Below are 15054 nucleotides of genomic sequence, written 5' to 3'. Positions count from 1 at the left end.
GAGCGGACCCGGTTTCAGATGACAAAGGCGCTGCGGTACTCGCCAGGTGTGGCACCCAGGGCCTGCCGAAACCGGTTGCTGAAATGGCTGGCACTGGCAAACCCGCACAACAAGGCAATCTCCCCCAGGGGTAACACGCCCAGCCGCAACAGCTGGCATGCCCGGTGCAGCCGCCGGGCCAGCAGATACTGGTGCGGCGGGAGCCCAAAGCTGGCGCGGAACATGCGCGCGAAGTGGTATTCGGACAAGTTGCAGCGCAGCGCCAGCTCGCCCAGGGTGATGGGCTGGTCCAGGCTTGCCTCGATGTAGTCGGCCAGTTGCCGGCGCAGGTTTGGCGCCAGCCCGCCTTTCAGGCGCAGGCCGTGGCGCAACCCGACCTGGCTGAGCAGCGCATGGTCAACGATCTCGTGCGCCAGGCTGCTGGCCAGCAGGCGCTCGCCGGGTTCGCTCCAATCCAGCTGGATCAATTGACGAAAGCGTGCAGCCTGCTGCGGGTCGTCCAGAAAGGTTGCTTCCTGCAGTTGCAGTTCGCGCGGTTCCCGGTCGAGCAGACGCACACAGCCCAAGGCGAACTGCGCCTCGCTGACATACAGGTGCGCCAGGCGGATCGCGCCATTGACGACCCAGTTCGATTCCTGCCCGGCCGGCATCACGCACAGCTTGTCGGGTGCACCTTTGTCGGCCGGGCGCTGGCGGCGGAAAGTGCCGGTGCCGTCGGCGATGTAGCACGACAGGGTGTGATGGCTGGGTGCCTGGTAGTCGCGGGCATCGTCACGGTTGCTCCACAACGCCGCCGCCAGGCCGTCGCCCAGGTGCGCGCTCAGCTCCAGCCTGGCGTGGGGCGAGGCATGCATGGCGTTGAACACTTGCAACTGGTTGAGTGGCGTCATTGGCGGGTCCTCTTGCCAGCCATCCTACTGTGCACTGGAGCGAGTGACATCTACCGGTGCAAGAAAAGCGCAAGTTTGTGCAAGCAGCCAGAGGCCGATCGAAAGAACACTGGTGATCCCTGTAGGAGCGGGTTTACCCGCGAAGCGCCGGGCACCGATTTCCAAAGGCCCAAGGAACTGCCGCCATGAACCTGTCACTCTATCTGCTCACCGTCCTGATCTGGGGTACCACCTGGATCGCCCTGAAACTCCAGCTAGGCGTGGTCGCGATCCCGGTGTCGATCGTCTACCGCTTCGCCCTGGCTGGCCTGATCCTGTTTGCTTTCCTGTTGTTGACCCGTCGGCTGCAACCCATGAACCGCCGGGGCCACCAGATCTGCCTGGCCCAGGGCCTGTGCCTGTTCTGCGTCAACTTCATCTGCTTCCTCAGCGCCAGCCAGTGGATCGCCAGCGGCCTGATCGCGGTGGTGTTCTCAACCGCCACACTGTGGAACGCGCTTAACGCCCGAATTTTCTTCGGCCAGAAAATCGCCAGCAATGTACTTGGCGGTGGTGCCTTGGGCTTGCTTGGCCTGGGCCTGCTGTTCTGGCCGGAGCTCTCGCATCACGCAGCCAGCCGCGAAACCCTGTACGGCCTTGGCTTGGCCCTGTTGGGCACGCTGTGCTTCTCGGCCGGCAACATGCTGTCGAGCATGCAGCAGAAGGCCGGGCTCAAACCGATGACGACCAATGCCTGGGGCATGGTCTATGGGGCGGTGATGCTGGCGGTGTTCTGTGTGGTCAGCGGCGTACCGTTCAGCATGGAGTGGAATGCGCGCTACATCGGTTCGCTGCTGTACCTGGTGGTGCCGGGGTCGGTGATTGCCTTCACTGCCTACCTGACCCTGGTCGGGCGTATGGGGCCGGAGCGGGCAGCTTACTGCACGGTACTGTTCCCCTTGGTGGCGTTGAATGTGTCGGCGGTGGCAGAGGGTTACCAGTGGACGGCGCCGGCCTTGCTCGGCTTAGTGGCGGTGATGGCGGGGAATGTGCTGGTGTTTCGCAAGCCCCGGGCCAGGGGGGCTGAGGGTGTTGTGGTCGCCAAATAGGTGATGGGTTGCCTGGGCCGGCCCTTTCGCGGGTAAACCCGCTCCTACAGGGCAGCTCACACCCGTTGTAGGAGCGGGTTTACCCGCGAAGAGGCCAGCACAGGCACTCCAAAACGGTCAGCCCTTCCACACCTGCGGGTTCACCAGGTCCCGCGGCCGCTCGCCCAGCAGCGCCGCACGCAGGTTGTCGATCGCCCGGTTGGCCATGGCCTCACGGGTTTCGGCAGTGGCCGAGCCAATGTGCGGCAAGGTCAGCGCGTTGGGCAGCCTGAACAGCGGCGAATCGCTCAGTGGTTCTTTCTCGTACACGTCCAGGCCTGCGCCGCGAATGGTGCCGTCCTGCAGCGCCTCGATCAGCGCTGCTTCATCCACCACCGGCCCACGGGCAATGTTGATCAGGAACGCACTCGGCTTCATCAGCTTCAGCTCTCGGCTGCTGATCAGTTTGCGGGTGGCTTCGGACAATGGCACCACGATGACCACGAAGTCGGCTTCGGCCAGCAACTGATCCAGGCTGCGGAACTGCGCGCCGAGTTCCTGCTCCAGCGCGGTCTTGCGGCTGTTGCCGCTGTACAGGATCGGCATGTTGAAGCCGAAGCGGCCGCGGCGTGCCACTGCTGCACCAATATTGCCCATGCCGACGATACCCAGGGTCTTGCCATGCACATCGCTGCCGAAGTGGGCCGGGCCTACGGTGGCCTGCCAGTTGCCGGCCTTGGTCCAGGCATCCAGCTCGGCGGTGCGGCGGGCGCAGCCCATGATCAGCGAGAAGCCCAGGTCGGCGGTGCTTTCGGTCAGCACGTCAGGCGTGTTGGTCAGTGCGATGCCGCGCTCGTTGAAGTAGTCGAGGTCGTAGTTGTCATAGCCGACCGACACGCTGGACACCACCTCCAGCCTGGCCGCACCCTCAAGCTGGACGCGGCCGAGCTTGCGGCCAACGCCAATCAGGCCATGGGCTTCGGGCAGGGCTTCGTTGAACTGGGCGCTGATGTCGCCGAGCTTGGGGTTGGGCAGGATCACGTTGAAGTCTTGCTGCAGGCGTTCGGCCATGGCCGGGGTGATTCGGCTGAAGGCCAGGACGGTCTTTTTCATCGGGCAACTTCTCTGCAAGGCGGGGTTGGGCTGTGCTGGCCCCTTCGCGGGCAAGCCCGCACCTGCAGGGGGCGCGGTGCCTTGCAGGAGCGGGCTTGCCCGCGAAAGGGGCGGAACAGGCGAAATCAATGGTTAGCAACCTACCATTGTCCGCCCCCGCAATGCAGCAGCTTTTTAGTTGGCGATCAGCACCTGATGGGTTTTCAGGTCTGCCTCATGCGCGGCAAGAATCTCTGGCAGCGAGTTGCGCAGGTACTCTACCCAGGTCTTGATCTTGGCATCCAGATACTGCCGCGATGGATAGATGGCATACAGGTTCAGCTCCTGCAGGCGATATTCGGGCAGCACCCTTACCAGGCTACCGTCCCGCAGGCCCTCGATAGCCGAATAGATCGGCAGCACGCCTACGCCCATGCCACTGCGGATCGCAGTCTTCATGGCATCGGCGGTGTTCACCATGAACGGCGAACTGGTGATGTTGACCATCTCTTGGCCTTCCGGGCCATCGAACAGCCATTTCTCCAGCGGTATGACCGGGCTGACCATGCGCAGGCAGGCGTGCTTGAGTAGGTCGGCAGGCTTGTGCGCCACGCCATGCTGGGCGATGTAGGCGGGCGAGGCACAGACAATGCTGTAGGTGATGCCCAGGCGCTGCGAAACGAACCCCGAGTCGGGCAGTTCGGTGGCCAGCACGATGGAGACGTCGTAACCCTCGTCGAGCAGGTCGGGCACGCGGTTGGCCATGGTCAGGTCGAAGGTCACGTCCGGGTGCGTTTCGCGGTAGCGGGCGATGGCATCGACCACGAAGTGCTGGCCGACCCCGGTCATCGAATGCACCTTCAACTGCCCGGCCGGGCGCGCATGGGCGTCGCTGGCTTCGGCCTCGGCTTCTTCGACGTAGGTAAGAATCTGTTCGCAACGCATCAGGTAGCGCTTGCCGGCTTCGGTCAGCGCAATGCGGCGGGTGGTACGGTTGAGCAGCCTTGTTTGCAGATGGGCTTCCAGGTTGGAGACCGCCCGCGACACGTTCGCGGTGGTCGTATCCAGTTGCGCCGCAGCGGCAGTGAAGCTGCCTAATTGGGCTACGCAACTGAAAGCACGCATGTTTTGCAGGGTGTCCATGGGTCACTCTCGAGGTAGAGGACAAAATTGTGTCACGAAGTAACCTAGAAAAGAGAAAAAGTTGCCTTCGACCAAAGGCGGATTATCGCCGTTTTGGTAACAAAGATTCGCAGGAATCTGCGCTTATCGCCAGTGCTGCCGCCCCCTAGAATTGCTCGGCCTCTTCACTTCTTCCTCGGGAAATCGCAGCTGTGCCGCGTCGCATCATCAGAACGCTCAAGGCGTTCAGTGCCTGTGCCCTTGCCCTCACCTTGAGTGGCTGTATCGGAACCTGGGGCATCGCCCCGCAAAGCAAGACGCTGCAAGCCAATACCTTGACCACCGACGCGGCCATTCGCGAAGCCGCGACCGACGCTCACTGGCCCGACCAGCAGTGGTGGCGCGCTTATGGTGACCCACAGCTGGACCGCTGGATTACCCTGGCCGTTGCCGGTAGCCCAAGCCTGGCCATGGCCGCAGCGCGGGTGCGCGAAGCCAAGGCCATGGCTGGCGTGGTCGAGTCGGCTGAAAAGCTCCAGGCCAACGGCCAAGCTACGCTCAAGCGCCACAACTGGCCGGAAGATCAGTTCTATGGCCCTGGCGCGCTGTCCGGTGCCAACACCTGGGACAACAACGCTGCCATCGGCTTTAGCTACGCCCTCGACTTGTGGGGGCGTGAACGCAATGCCAGCGAGCAGGCCGTGGACCAGGCGCACATGAGCGTGGCCGAAGCCCGTCAGGCGCAGCTGGAACTGCAGAACAATGTGGTGCGTGCCTACATCCAGCTGAGCCTGCATTTTGCCCAGCGCGATATCGTCAAGGCTGAACTGGAACAGCAGGAGCAGATCCTGGCCCTGGCCAAGCGTCGCCTGGATGCCGGTATCGGCACTCATTTCGAAGTCAGCCAGGCCGAAGCGCCGCTGCCGGAAACCCACCGTCAGCTCGACAGCCTCGACGAAGAAATTGCCCTGACCCGCAACCAACTGGCGGCGCTGGCCGGCAAAGGGCCGGGGGAAGGTGCGCAGTTGCAGCGCCCGGCCCTGGTCTTGGCCGCGCCATTGAAACTGCCCTCGAACCTGCCCGCCGAACTGGTCGGCCAGCGCCCTGATGTGGTCGCCAGCCGCTGGCAAGTGGCCGCGCAGGCGCGTGGCATCGACGTCGCTCACGCCGGTTTCTTCCCCAACGTCGACCTGGTCGGCAGCCTGGGCTTCATGGCGACCGGCGGGGGCCCGCTGGAATTCCTCACCGGGCGCAAGTTCAACTACAACGTCGGCCCGGCCATCAGCTTGCCGATCTTTGACGGTGGGCGCCTGCGCTCGCAGTTGGGGGTGGCCTCGGCCGGTTACGACGTAGCCGTGGCGCGCTACAACCAGACGGTGGTCGGCGCACTGAAGAACATCTCCGACCAGTTGATCCGTCGCGAGTCGATGAAAGAGCAGTCGCACTTCGCGGCAGAATCGGTCGCCGCCGCGCAGAAAACCTATGACATTGCCATGGTCGCGTTCCAGCGTGGCCTCACCGACTATCTGAACGTGCTCAACGCGCAGACCTTGCTGTTCCGCCAGCAGCAGGTGCAGCAGCAGGTGCAGGCCGCCCGCCTGATTGCCCATGCCGAGCTGGTCACCGCCCTGGGTGGTGGCCTGCAGGCCGGCCAGGATGCGCCGAAAGAGGAACGCCAGGCAGCACCGAAAACCCCGGCCACCCTGGCCATTTTCGACAAGAAGCCGGATAACGCCGAATGAGCACTTCCAGTTTGCCCGTGCGCTGGCTGCAAAGCCTGGAATGGCGCCGGGGCTTCTTTGCCTGGGCACGCACCGACGGCGTGACCTGGGTGTACATCTTCAAGGTGCTGGCCGCTGCGTTCATCACCTTGTGGCTGGCCATGCGCCTTGAGCTGCCGCAACCGCGTACAGCGATGATCACTGTTTTCATCGTCATGCAGCCGCAAAGCGGGCATGTGTTCGCGAAAAGCTTCTACCGGGTGCTGGGTACCTTGGCGGGTTCGGCGATGATGGTGGCGTTGATCGCCATCTTTCCGCAGAACACCGAGCTGTTTCTGCCCAGCCTGGCCCTGTGGGTGGGCCTGTGCTCGGCCGGTGCCATGCGCTACCGCACCTTCCGCGCCTATGGTTTCGTGCTGGCCGGCTACACCGCAGCGATGATCGGCCTGCCGGTGCTGCAACACCCCGACCAGGCGTTCATGGCAGCGGTATGGCGGGCGCTGGAAATCGCCCTGGGTATTCTGGTGTCGACCTTCGTCAGTGCCGCTATCCTGCCGCAGTCGGCCAGTGCCGCAATGCGTAACGCCCTGTACCAGCGCTTTGGCGTGTTTGCCGGGGTGGTGGTGGAGGCCCTGCGTGGTGATAGCCAAAAGGACCGCTTCGAGAGCAGCAACGTGCGCTTCGTGGCAGAAGCAGTAGGCCTTGAGAGCCTGCGCAACGTCACCGCGTTCGAAGACCCGCACATGCGCCGTCGCAGTGGTCGACTGGTGCGCATGAACAGCGAGTTCATGGCCATCACCACGCGCTTCAATGCCTTGCACCGCTTGCTGGAGCGCCTGCGTGCCCGTGGCCCGCTGCAGATCGTCAGTGCCATCGAACCGGGCCTGAACACCTTGGTGGAGTTGCTGCAGCCCTATGTGGGCCGGGCGTTGACTGACGCCGATGCGCTGCGCCTGACCCTGGAGCTGGCCGCCTACAAGGAAGGCCTGCAGGCCCAGGTGCGGGGGCTGCGGGCTGAGTACCTGGCAACGGACCCCAGCGAGTCCGACCTGCTTGATTTCCATACCGCGTTCGAGCTGCTTTACCGCTTCGTCGACGAGATGTTGAGCTACGCCGAAACCCATGCCTCGCTGGCCGCGCACAAGCACGAGCGCGAGCAGTGGGATGAGCCCTACGTGGCGCAGACCAGCTGGCTGGTATCGCTGGCGGCGGGTGTGCGCGCCTCGGCAGTGCTGTTGCTGCTGGGCAGTTACTGGCTGCTCAGCGATTGGCCCAGCGGCGCCATGATGACCCTGATCGCCACGGTCACCGTATGCCTTTCGGCGGCGTCACCCAACCCCAAGCGCATATCGTTCCAGATGGCTTGCGGCACGGCCATCGGCGCTTTTGTCGGCTTCTTCGAAACCTTCTTCGTGTTCCCCTGGATCGACGGTTTTCCGCTGCTGTGCATGGTACTGGCGCCCGTGTTCATGCTGGGCGCGTTTCTTTCGTCGCGCCCTGCCTATGCCGGTTATGGCATCGGCCTGCTGGTGTTCTTCGCGATTGGCTCGGTGCCGAACAACCTCACCGTTTATGACCCGTACACCTTCATAAACGACTACATCGGCATGGTGATTGGCATGTTCGTCTGTGCCGCCGCCGGGGCGATCATCCTGCCGCCCAACAGCCGCTGGCTGTGGAGCCGCCTTGAGCAGGCGTTGCGCGAGCAGGTGCTGTTCGCCATCAGCGGCCGCCTGCGCGGTCTGGGCTCGGCCTTCGAAAGCCGCACCCGCGACCTGCTGCACCAGGCCTATGGCCTGGCGGCCGGCAAGCCGCAGGTGCAGAGCCAGCTGATGGGCTGGATGTTCACCGTGCTGGAGATCGGCCACGCTGTCATCCAGCTGCGCAAGGAGCAAGCCCGCGCCCCGGTGCACCCGGCCTATGCCGAGTCGCAGCCGTGGCGCCAGGCAATCCGTGTCATGGGCCGTGCACTGACCCGGCTGTTCCTGCAGCCCAGCGCCAGCAACCACGAGCGCGCACTGGTGGCAGTGGACCACGCCATCTCCCGCGTGCAGGCCACCGACGAGCCATTCGCCCGGCACTTCGACACCTCGGTGCTGCGCCGCGTGCAAAGCTACCTGCACTTCATCCGTACTTCCCTGCTTGACCCACAGTCGCCACTGGCACCGGCGAAAGGACTGCACCATGCCCCGTGAAATCGCCTTCCATGGTGTGTACATGCCCACCATGACCTTGATGTTCCTGTTTGCCCTGGGCCTGGCCTGGGGCCTGGACCGGTTCATTGCCAGCCATGATGGCTACCGCTTCTTCTGGCACCCGGCGCTACTGCGCCTGAGCCTGTTCGTCTGCTTGTTCGGCGCCATGGCGCTGACTGTCTACTGGTGAGAATCCTTCGATGAAAAAGTTCTTCAGCCTGATCGCCACCCTGCTGGTGCTGGTCGCTGCCGTGGCCATCGGTCGCCAGTTGTGGCTGCACTACATGACCACGCCCTGGACCCGTGATGGCCGTGTGCGTGCCGACATCATCAACGTCGCTGCCGACGTGCCCGGTTATGTGGTGGATGTACCGGTCAAGGACAACCAGCGGGTGAAGAAGGGCGACCTGCTGATCCAGATCGACCCTGAGCACTACCAGTTGGCAGTCGACCAGGCCAAGGCGCTGGTCGCTTCGCGCAAGGCCACCTGGGAAATGCGCAAGGTCAATGCCAAGCGCCGTGCCGACATGGACAACCTGGTGATCTCCAAGGAGAACCGCGACGACGCCAGCAACATCGCCAACTCCGCCCAGGCTGACTACCAGCAGGCCCTGGCCGAACTGGCTGCTGCCGAACTGAACCTCAAGCGCACCCATATCGTGGCCACGGTGGACGGCTACGTGACCAACCTGAATATCCACAAGGGCGACTATGCGCGTACCGGCGAAGCAGTGATGGCGGTGGTCGACGAGAATTCGTTCTGGGTTTACGGGTTCTTCGAGGAGACCAAGCTGCCGCATGTGAAGGTGGGGGACCAGGCCGAATTGCAGATGATGAGCGGCGAGCGCCTCAAGGGGCATGTGGAGAGCATTGCCCGCGGCATCTACGACCGTGACAACCCACAGAGCCGCGAGCTGATCGCCGACGTGAACCCGACCTTCAACTGGGTGCGGCTGGCACAGCGGGTGCCGGTGCGCATTCACATCGATGACGTGCCGGAAGGGTTTTTGCTGGCGGCGGGGACGACCTGTACGGTGGTGGTGAAGCCGAGTTCGCCTTGAGATGCAGGTCGCCAGGCTGATCGAGCGCCGCCCGCGCGGTGCTCGATCCTACCGGCGACACATCCCTCAGTTCATGCACTCGCCGGTCCCACCAACACCGGCACTTTGACCCGATCAATCACCTTCGCGCTGATCGAGGGGTCGAGCAACCGCCCCAGCCGCGACAGGTGTCGGTGGCCCATGATGATCAGCTCGCAGCGCAGTTCCTGCGCTTTGGCGATAATCGCTTCAACCGGCAGCCCGGCCACCATGCAGCCCTGGCTGGCGAAGCCGGCTTGCTGCAGTTCGCGCACGGCCTCGGCTACGGCGTGGTCGGCATGTTGCTGTTCCACGCAGGCGGCGGGGTATTCTTCCAGTTCCTCGGCGGTGTAGGGCGCGGGTTGCTCGTGCACCGCGAAGGTGGAATCGATGGCCAGCAGCACGTGCAGTTCGTGTTCACCCGGGCGGCAGTAGCGGCGGGCGAGGGTAAGCAGGGCGGCGGATGCGGGGGAGGCGTCGATGGCGATCAGGACGGGGCTGGGCATGCGGGATCCTTGATGTAATTGGGGGCTTGGGCGGCCTCTTCGCGGGTAAACCCGCTCCTACAGGCCAACGCAACACCTGAACCAAGGAGCCGGTTTACCTGCGAAAGGACCGAACCTGCCATGCAGCATTTTTGACCTAATCCTTCCCTGAATAAATGGCCCACCACGCACAAGCGCATTGCGTCCGGTGCAATCCATCAACCTGATACCATCGCATTCCCCACAGCTGTAACGGAAAACGGCCATGCAACTTCCGGACATGAACCTGCTTGTCGCCCTCGATGCCTTGCTCGACGAGGGCAGCGTGGTTGGCGCGGCGCAACGCATGAACCTGAGCCCGGCAGCCATGAGCCGAACCCTGGGGCGTATCCGCGAAGCGCTGGGCGACCCGATCCTGGTGCGGGCTGGCCGTGGCCTGGTGCCGACGCCGCGTGCGCTGGCCTTGCGCGAGCAGGTGCATGGCCTGGTGGAGCAGGCCGGGCAGGTATTTCGCAGTCGCGACGATGTCGACCTGGTGAACCTGGACCGTGCCTTCAACATCCGCACCAATGACCTGTTCATCGCCCTGTATGGCGCTCAGTTGTTGCGCATGATGCTGGCCCAGGCACCGCATACGGTGCTGCGTTTTGTGCCGGAGGGCAGCGGCGACGATGATGCGGTGCTGCGCAATGGGCAAATCGACTTGATCATCAGCTCAGCCATTGAACTGGGCCCCGAAATCAAGGTTCAGAGCCTGTTCAACACCTACTTCGTGGGCTTGGCGCGGGAAGGGCACCCGGTTTTCGATGACGAGATAACCCCTGAGCGCTTCGCCGCCTACCCGCAAATCAGCGTGTCACGCCGTGGCCGCGCTAATGGGCCTATCGACGTGGCGCTGGCCAATTACAAGGTGGAGCGCCGGGTGGCCCTGATCACGACGAGTTTTCACTCCGCGATGTTTTCGCTGCCGGACTCAGACCTGATCTTGCCGATACCCGCCAATATCCTGAACAGTGTGAACCGGCTGAAACTGCCATTGCGGTCTTTCGAGATCCCCGTGCCACTGGAAAAGGTCAACGTCATGCAGGCGTGGCACCCGCGGTTCGATAATGACCCGGCCCATCGCTGGCTGCGGCAGACGTTGAAAGCGTGCGGCAGGATGGACCCTTAAGGCGTGTGGCACGTGCGCATCCGCTACCCGATTGCGTTTGACGCAATATAAAACTGCCGACAAGTCAGTTTTCGTAAGCATTCGACCTTCTTAGACTTGCTCCAGTCGCAAATTTGTTGCCGGAGATGTCTGTCCATGAGTTCCCTGTCCGTCCCGTCTGCCGCCACTGCAGCCGCCCCTGCGCCGGCTGCCCCCGCGCAGGCTGCGTTCGGCCTGCAGGTCGTGGTCGGGTTGTTCGGTGTGTTGCTGGCTGTGCTGTGCGCCGGCCTCAACGAGTCGGTAACCAAGATTTCCCTGGCCGATATCCGCGGCGCCATGGGCATCGGAGCCGATGAAGGTGCCTGGTTGCTGGCGGTGTACAGCGCCGCTTCGGTCTCGGCCATGGCTTTCGCGCCGTGGCTGGCCACGACCTTCTCGCTGCGGCGCTTCACCATGAGCGCTGTCGGCCTGTTCGCCGTGCTTGGCTTGCTGCAACCTTTCGCCCCCAACCTGCACAGCTTGATGTTGCTGCGCATACTGCAGGGCTTTGCCGCTGGCGCGTTACCGCCGATGCTGATGAGCGTGGCCCTGCGCTTTTTGCCGCCAGGCATCAAGGTCTATGGCTTGGCCTGCTACGCCCTGACCGCCACCTTTGGCCCCAACCTCGGCACGCCACTGGCGGGGCTATGGACCGAATACGTCGGTTGGCAATGGGCGTTCTGGCAGATCATCCTGCCCTCGCTGCTGGCCATTTTCTGCGTAGGCTGGGGGCTGCCGCAGGACCCGCTGCGCCTGGAGCGTTTCAAACAGTTCGACTGGCGGGGCGTACTGCTGGGCCTGCCCGCCATCAGTTGCACTGTGCTGGGCCTGTCGCTGGGCGACCGCTGGGGTTGGTTCGATTCGCCGCTGATCTGCTGGCTGCTGGGCGGTGGCCTGCTGTTGCTGGTGTTGTTCATGTACAACGAGTGGTCCGAGCCGTTGCCATTCTTCCAGTTGCGCTTGTTGCAGCGGCGCAACTTGAGTTTCGCCCTGGTGACCCTGGCCGGTGTACTGGTCGTGCTCTCGGGTGTGGGCAGCATCCCGTCGGCCTACCTTGCGCAGATCCAGGGCTACCGCCCGGCGCAGACCAGCCCGTTGATGATGCTGGTGGCCATGCCGCAACTGATCGCCCTGCCGCTGACAGCAGCACTGTGCAACATCCGCGCAGTGGACTGCCGCTGGGTGCTGGGCATTGGCCTGGCGATGCTGGCGGCGTCCTGTGTTGGCAGCAGCCTGCTGACCAGCGAGTGGATCCGTGGCGACTTCTACCCGTTCTACCTGCTGCAGGTGTTCGGCCAGCCGATGGCAGTGCTGCCGTTGCTGATGCTGTCCACCAATGGCATGACCCCGCAGGAAGGCCCGTTCGCCTCCAGCTGGTTCAACACCGTCAAGGGCCTGGCCGCCGTGATCGCCGGTGGCCTGCTGGAGGTTCTTGGCACCCTGCGCCGGCATTTTCATTCCAATCACCTGGTAGACAGCTTGGGCAACGCCCCGTTGATCGACGGTAACGCTGCTGGCTTGGCCAAGCGTATTCACGACCAGGCGCAGGTATTGACCTCGGCCGACCTCTATCTGGTGCTGGCCTGTATCGCCGTGGCCCTGATCTGCCTGATTCCTTTCGTGCCTACCCGGGTCTATCCGCCGCGTGCGGTGGCTTGAACCCTGGATGATGTCGAGAACTATTGAAATGACCAACAACCGCAAAACCCTTTTTATCGGCTCGGTGCTGGCCGTGGCCGTCCTGGCCGGCCTCGTCGGCCCCTGGATCTTTGGCAGTGACCACCGCCAGAGCACCAATGACGCCTATGTGACCGCTGACTACACCGTGGTCGCGCCCAAAGTCACCGGTTTCATCAAGCAAGTGCTGGTGGAAGACAATCAGCAGGTCACGGCTGGCCAGTTGCTGGCGACCATCGACGCCCGTGACTACCAGGCCGCGCTGGATGCTGCGCAGGCGCAGTTGCTGGTAGCCCAGGCACAAAGCGCCGATGCCCGCGCCACGCTTGAACGCCAGGATGCGCTGATTGCCCAGGCCGAAGCGGCAGTGAAGGCGGCCCAGGCTGAGGTGGCGTTCGCCGACCATGAAGTCAAGCGCTACAGCCGCCTTGCCGAGCAGGGCGCGGGTACCGTGCAGAACGCCCAGCAGGCGCGCAGCGCTGTCGATCAAGCCCGAGCTCGCCTGGCCAACGCTCAAGCTGCGCGGGTCGCGGCGCGCAAGCAGGTAGACATCCTCACGGCTCAAGTGGCCAGCGCCGATGGCCAGCTCAAGCGTGCCGAAGCAGGCCTGGAAAAGGCCCAGCTCGATCTGTCCTACACCCGCATCACAGCGCCGGTGGACGGTATGGTCGGCGAACGCGCCCTGCGCGTGGGGGCCTACGTCAACCCGGGTGCCCGCCTGCTGTCGGTGGTGCCGTTGCAGCAGGCCTATGTGGTCGGCAACTTCCAGGAAACCCAGCTGACCCACGTTCAGCCGGGTCAGCCGGTGAGCATCAGCGTCGACACCTTCTCCGGCGAAACGCTGCAAGGCCATGTGCAGAGCATTGCCCCGGCTACCGGCGTAACCTTCGCCGCAGTCAAGCCAGACAACGCCACCGGCAACTTCACCAAGGTGGTGCAACGCATTCCGGTCAAGATCGTTCTCGATGATGGCCAGCCACTGCTCACCCGCTTGCGTGTGGGCATGTCGGTAGAAGCAACCATCGAAACCCGTGGCGACAAGCTGGACGGCAAAGAGGTGAGCGCGCGATGAAGCCGGGATTACGCTTGAGCCCGTTGCTGCTGGCCGTGCTGCTGGCCGGCTGCACCATGGGCCCGGACTTCCTGCGCCCAGATAGCCAGGCCCCGCAGCAGTGGGCGCCATTGCAAGGCGAGGCGGCAGCCAGCCAGCCGCAGGCCGAACCGCTGGAGCTGCGCTGGTGGGAAACCTTCCACGATGCAAAGCTTAGTGCCTTGATCCAGCGCGTTGCCGAGCGCAACCTCGACTTGCAGATGGCCAGCGCGCGCCTGCTGCAAAGCCGTGCGCTGCGCAGTACCTTGGCTGCCGACGAAGTACCGTCGGTGGACGTGAACGCCGGTTACAGCCGCGCTCGTAACAGCGCCGATGGCTTGAGCGATCCGTCCGGCAAGGCCGGGAAAGAAGCCTTCAACCTCTGGCAGGGTGACCTGGTGGCCGGTTGGGAACTGGACCTGTGGGGCCGTGTGCGGCGTCAGGTCGAGGCTGCCGATGCCACGGTTGAAGTGGCCGAGAATGACCGCCGCGGTGTGCTGGTGGCACTGCTTTCGGAAACCGCCGGCAATTACATCCAGCTGCGTGCCGTGCAACATACCCTCGATGTGACGCAGGACAACCTCAGTGTCGCCCGGCACAGCCTGAAGCTGTCCCAGGACCGCCAGGCCGAAGGTGTTGCCACGCGCCTGGATGTGGCCCAGGCCAGCGCCCAGGTCGCGTCTATCGAGTCGCGCCTGCCAAGCCTGGAAGCGCGGCGTGATGACCTGATCAATGCCCTCAGCCTGCTTGCTGCCGAGCCGCCGCGCAGCCTCCAGGCCGAATTGCTGCAAGGCGGCGAGCTGCCCGCGCCGCAGCAGAAGTTTGCCATCGGCTTGCCGTCCGAACTGGCCGAGCGCCGCCCGGACATCCGCCAGGCCGAGGCCCGCCTGCATGCCGCCACCGCCAGCATTGGCGTGGCCAAGGCGGATTTCTACCCGAGCATCCGCCTGTCGGGCAGTGTCGGCTTCCAGGCCATGCAGCTGTCGGATTTCGGTGGCTGGGATTCGCGCCGGTTTGCCTTCGGTCCGCAGTTGTCGCTGCCAGTCTTCGAAGGCGGCCGGCTCAAGGGCACCCTGCAACTGCGCGAGGCGCAACAGCAGGAAGCCGCGCTGAACTATCGAAAGGTAGTGCTGGGGGCCTGGCATGAAATTGACGATGTGCTGCGCCTGTACAACGCCAGTCAGTTGCGCCGTGATCACCTTGCCGAGGCCGTGCGGCAAAACCGTATCGCCCTGGAAACCGCCCAGCGCCAGTATGTGGAAGGGGCGGTGGACTTTCTCAATGTGCTGACGGTGCAAGGCGCGCTGCTGGCCAGCGAGGAGCAATGGATCGACAGCTCGGCAGCGGTGTCGCAGGCGCTGGTGGGGCTGTACAAGGCGCTGGGTGGAGGCTGGCAGGCGTTTGATGGGCCGCCGCAGAATGCTCACGGTTAGAGAGGAGGCATAGA

At 63.9% G+C, this 15054-nt stretch carries 13 protein-coding genes; 9 read left to right on the top strand and 4 right to left on the bottom strand.

Annotated features, from left to right (window positions below; translation table 11 throughout):
- Window positions 1-14: 14 nt before the first annotated feature.
- Entirely contained in the window at window positions 15-890 is an 876-nt protein-coding gene (locus tag ACF8EA_RS15300; protein ID WP_392522484.1) for a helix-turn-helix transcriptional regulator, read from the bottom strand.
- Between the two features lie 185 nt (window positions 891-1075).
- Here ACF8EA_RS15300 and ACF8EA_RS15295 point away from each other — a divergent pair, with 185 nt between their 5' ends.
- Window positions 1076-1978 carry a DMT family transporter gene (locus ACF8EA_RS15295; protein WP_392522483.1) on the top strand — a complete coding sequence of 301 codons (903 nt, stop codon included), beginning with the start codon at window positions 1076-1078 and terminating at the stop codon, window positions 1976-1978.
- A 117-nt stretch (window positions 1979-2095) separates the two neighbouring features.
- On the opposite strand, the gene ACF8EA_RS15290 is transcribed toward ACF8EA_RS15295, so the two are convergent.
- Together ACF8EA_RS15290 and ACF8EA_RS15285 are read right to left on the bottom strand one after the other, a co-directional pair.
- Entirely contained in the window at window positions 2096-3070 is a 975-nt protein-coding gene (locus tag ACF8EA_RS15290) for a 2-hydroxyacid dehydrogenase (RefSeq protein ID WP_392522481.1), read from the bottom strand.
- A 174-nt stretch (window positions 3071-3244) separates the two neighbouring features.
- Window positions 3245-4192 carry a LysR family transcriptional regulator gene (locus ACF8EA_RS15285; RefSeq protein WP_003251712.1) on the bottom strand — a complete coding sequence of 316 codons (948 nt, stop codon included), beginning with the start codon at window positions 4190-4192 and terminating at the stop codon, window positions 3245-3247.
- A gap of 191 nt (window positions 4193-4383) precedes the next feature.
- Here ACF8EA_RS15285 and ACF8EA_RS15280 point away from each other — a divergent pair, with 191 nt between their 5' ends.
- Genes ACF8EA_RS15280 through ACF8EA_RS15265 form a run of 4 tightly spaced genes read left to right on the top strand, consistent with a single transcriptional unit; the run spans window position 4384 to window position 9148 of the window.
- Window positions 4384-5913 carry an efflux transporter outer membrane subunit gene (locus ACF8EA_RS15280; RefSeq protein WP_392522479.1) on the top strand — a complete coding sequence of 510 codons (1530 nt, stop codon included), beginning with the start codon at window positions 4384-4386 and terminating at the stop codon, window positions 5911-5913.
- Window positions 5910-8087, top strand: coding sequence for an FUSC family protein (locus ACF8EA_RS15275; RefSeq protein WP_392522477.1), 2178 nt, complete (start codon window positions 5910-5912; stop codon window positions 8085-8087). The genes ACF8EA_RS15280 and ACF8EA_RS15275 overlap by 4 nt, the downstream gene beginning before the upstream one ends.
- Entirely contained in the window at window positions 8077-8277 is a 201-nt protein-coding gene (locus tag ACF8EA_RS15270) for a DUF1656 domain-containing protein (RefSeq protein WP_009685040.1), read from the top strand. Before ACF8EA_RS15275 ends, ACF8EA_RS15270 begins: the two co-directional genes overlap by 11 nt.
- 10 nt (window positions 8278-8287) lie before the next feature.
- On the top strand, window positions 8288-9148 hold the full coding sequence (locus ACF8EA_RS15265) for an efflux RND transporter periplasmic adaptor subunit (RefSeq protein ID WP_392522476.1): 861 nt from the start codon (window positions 8288-8290) through the stop codon (window positions 9146-9148).
- Window positions 9149-9219: 71 nt separating this feature from the next.
- Here the strand turns inward: ACF8EA_RS15265 and ACF8EA_RS15260 are convergent, their stop codons facing one another.
- Complete coding sequence (locus ACF8EA_RS15260) at window positions 9220-9672, bottom strand: universal stress protein (protein ID WP_101196239.1); 453 nt, start codon at window positions 9670-9672, stop codon at window positions 9220-9222.
- 244 nt (window positions 9673-9916) lie between these two features.
- Between ACF8EA_RS15260 and ACF8EA_RS15255 the strand changes: the two genes are divergently transcribed.
- From ACF8EA_RS15255 to ACF8EA_RS15240, 4 genes are all read left to right on the top strand, one after another.
- Complete coding sequence (locus tag ACF8EA_RS15255) at window positions 9917-10822, top strand: LysR family transcriptional regulator (protein ID WP_252459385.1); 906 nt, start codon at window positions 9917-9919, stop codon at window positions 10820-10822.
- 135 nt (window positions 10823-10957) lie between these two features.
- Complete coding sequence (locus tag ACF8EA_RS15250; RefSeq protein ID WP_392522474.1) at window positions 10958-12499, top strand: MFS transporter; 1542 nt, start codon at window positions 10958-10960, stop codon at window positions 12497-12499.
- Between the two features lie 28 nt (window positions 12500-12527).
- Window positions 12528-13589 carry an HlyD family secretion protein gene (locus ACF8EA_RS15245; RefSeq protein WP_392522472.1) on the top strand — a complete coding sequence of 354 codons (1062 nt, stop codon included), beginning with the start codon at window positions 12528-12530 and terminating at the stop codon, window positions 13587-13589.
- Window positions 13586-15040 carry an efflux transporter outer membrane subunit gene (locus ACF8EA_RS15240; RefSeq protein WP_392522471.1) on the top strand — a complete coding sequence of 485 codons (1455 nt, stop codon included), beginning with the start codon at window positions 13586-13588 and terminating at the stop codon, window positions 15038-15040. The genes ACF8EA_RS15245 and ACF8EA_RS15240 overlap by 4 nt, the downstream gene beginning before the upstream one ends.
- Window positions 15041-15054 lie beyond the last annotated feature (14 nt).

The sequence above is a fragment of the Pseudomonas sp. YQ_5 genome (assembly GCF_043103305.1).
In the GTDB taxonomy this organism is placed as follows: Bacteria; Pseudomonadota; Gammaproteobacteria; order Pseudomonadales; family Pseudomonadaceae; genus Aquipseudomonas; species Aquipseudomonas putida_Y.
Note: the sequence above shows the minus strand (reverse complement) of the source record. Positions and strands in the feature narration are given on the sequence as shown.

Coding starts and splice junctions, on each gene's coding strand:
- ACF8EA_RS15300 (WP_392522484.1), bottom strand. CDS start 890: ATGACGCCACTCAACCAGTTGCAAGTGTTCAACGCCATGCATGCCTCG.
- ACF8EA_RS15295 (WP_392522483.1), top strand. CDS start 1,076: ATGAACCTGTCACTCTATCTGCTCACCGTCCTGATCTGGGGTACCACC.
- ACF8EA_RS15290 (WP_392522481.1), bottom strand. CDS start 3,070: ATGAAAAAGACCGTCCTGGCCTTCAGCCGAATCACCCCGGCCATGGCC.
- ACF8EA_RS15285 (WP_003251712.1), bottom strand. CDS start 4,192: ATGGACACCCTGCAAAACATGCGTGCTTTCAGTTGCGTAGCCCAATTA.
- ACF8EA_RS15275 (WP_392522477.1), top strand. CDS start 5,910: ATGAGCACTTCCAGTTTGCCCGTGCGCTGGCTGCAAAGCCTGGAATGG.
- ACF8EA_RS15270 (WP_009685040.1), top strand. CDS start 8,077: ATGCCCCGTGAAATCGCCTTCCATGGTGTGTACATGCCCACCATGACC.
- ACF8EA_RS15265 (WP_392522476.1), top strand. CDS start 8,288: ATGAAAAAGTTCTTCAGCCTGATCGCCACCCTGCTGGTGCTGGTCGCT.
- ACF8EA_RS15260 (WP_101196239.1), bottom strand. CDS start 9,672: ATGCCCAGCCCCGTCCTGATCGCCATCGACGCCTCCCCCGCATCCGCC.
- ACF8EA_RS15255 (WP_252459385.1), top strand. CDS start 9,917: ATGCAACTTCCGGACATGAACCTGCTTGTCGCCCTCGATGCCTTGCTC.
- ACF8EA_RS15250 (WP_392522474.1), top strand. CDS start 10,958: ATGAGTTCCCTGTCCGTCCCGTCTGCCGCCACTGCAGCCGCCCCTGCG.
- ACF8EA_RS15245 (WP_392522472.1), top strand. CDS start 12,528: ATGACCAACAACCGCAAAACCCTTTTTATCGGCTCGGTGCTGGCCGTG.
- ACF8EA_RS15240 (WP_392522471.1), top strand. CDS start 13,586: ATGAAGCCGGGATTACGCTTGAGCCCGTTGCTGCTGGCCGTGCTGCTG.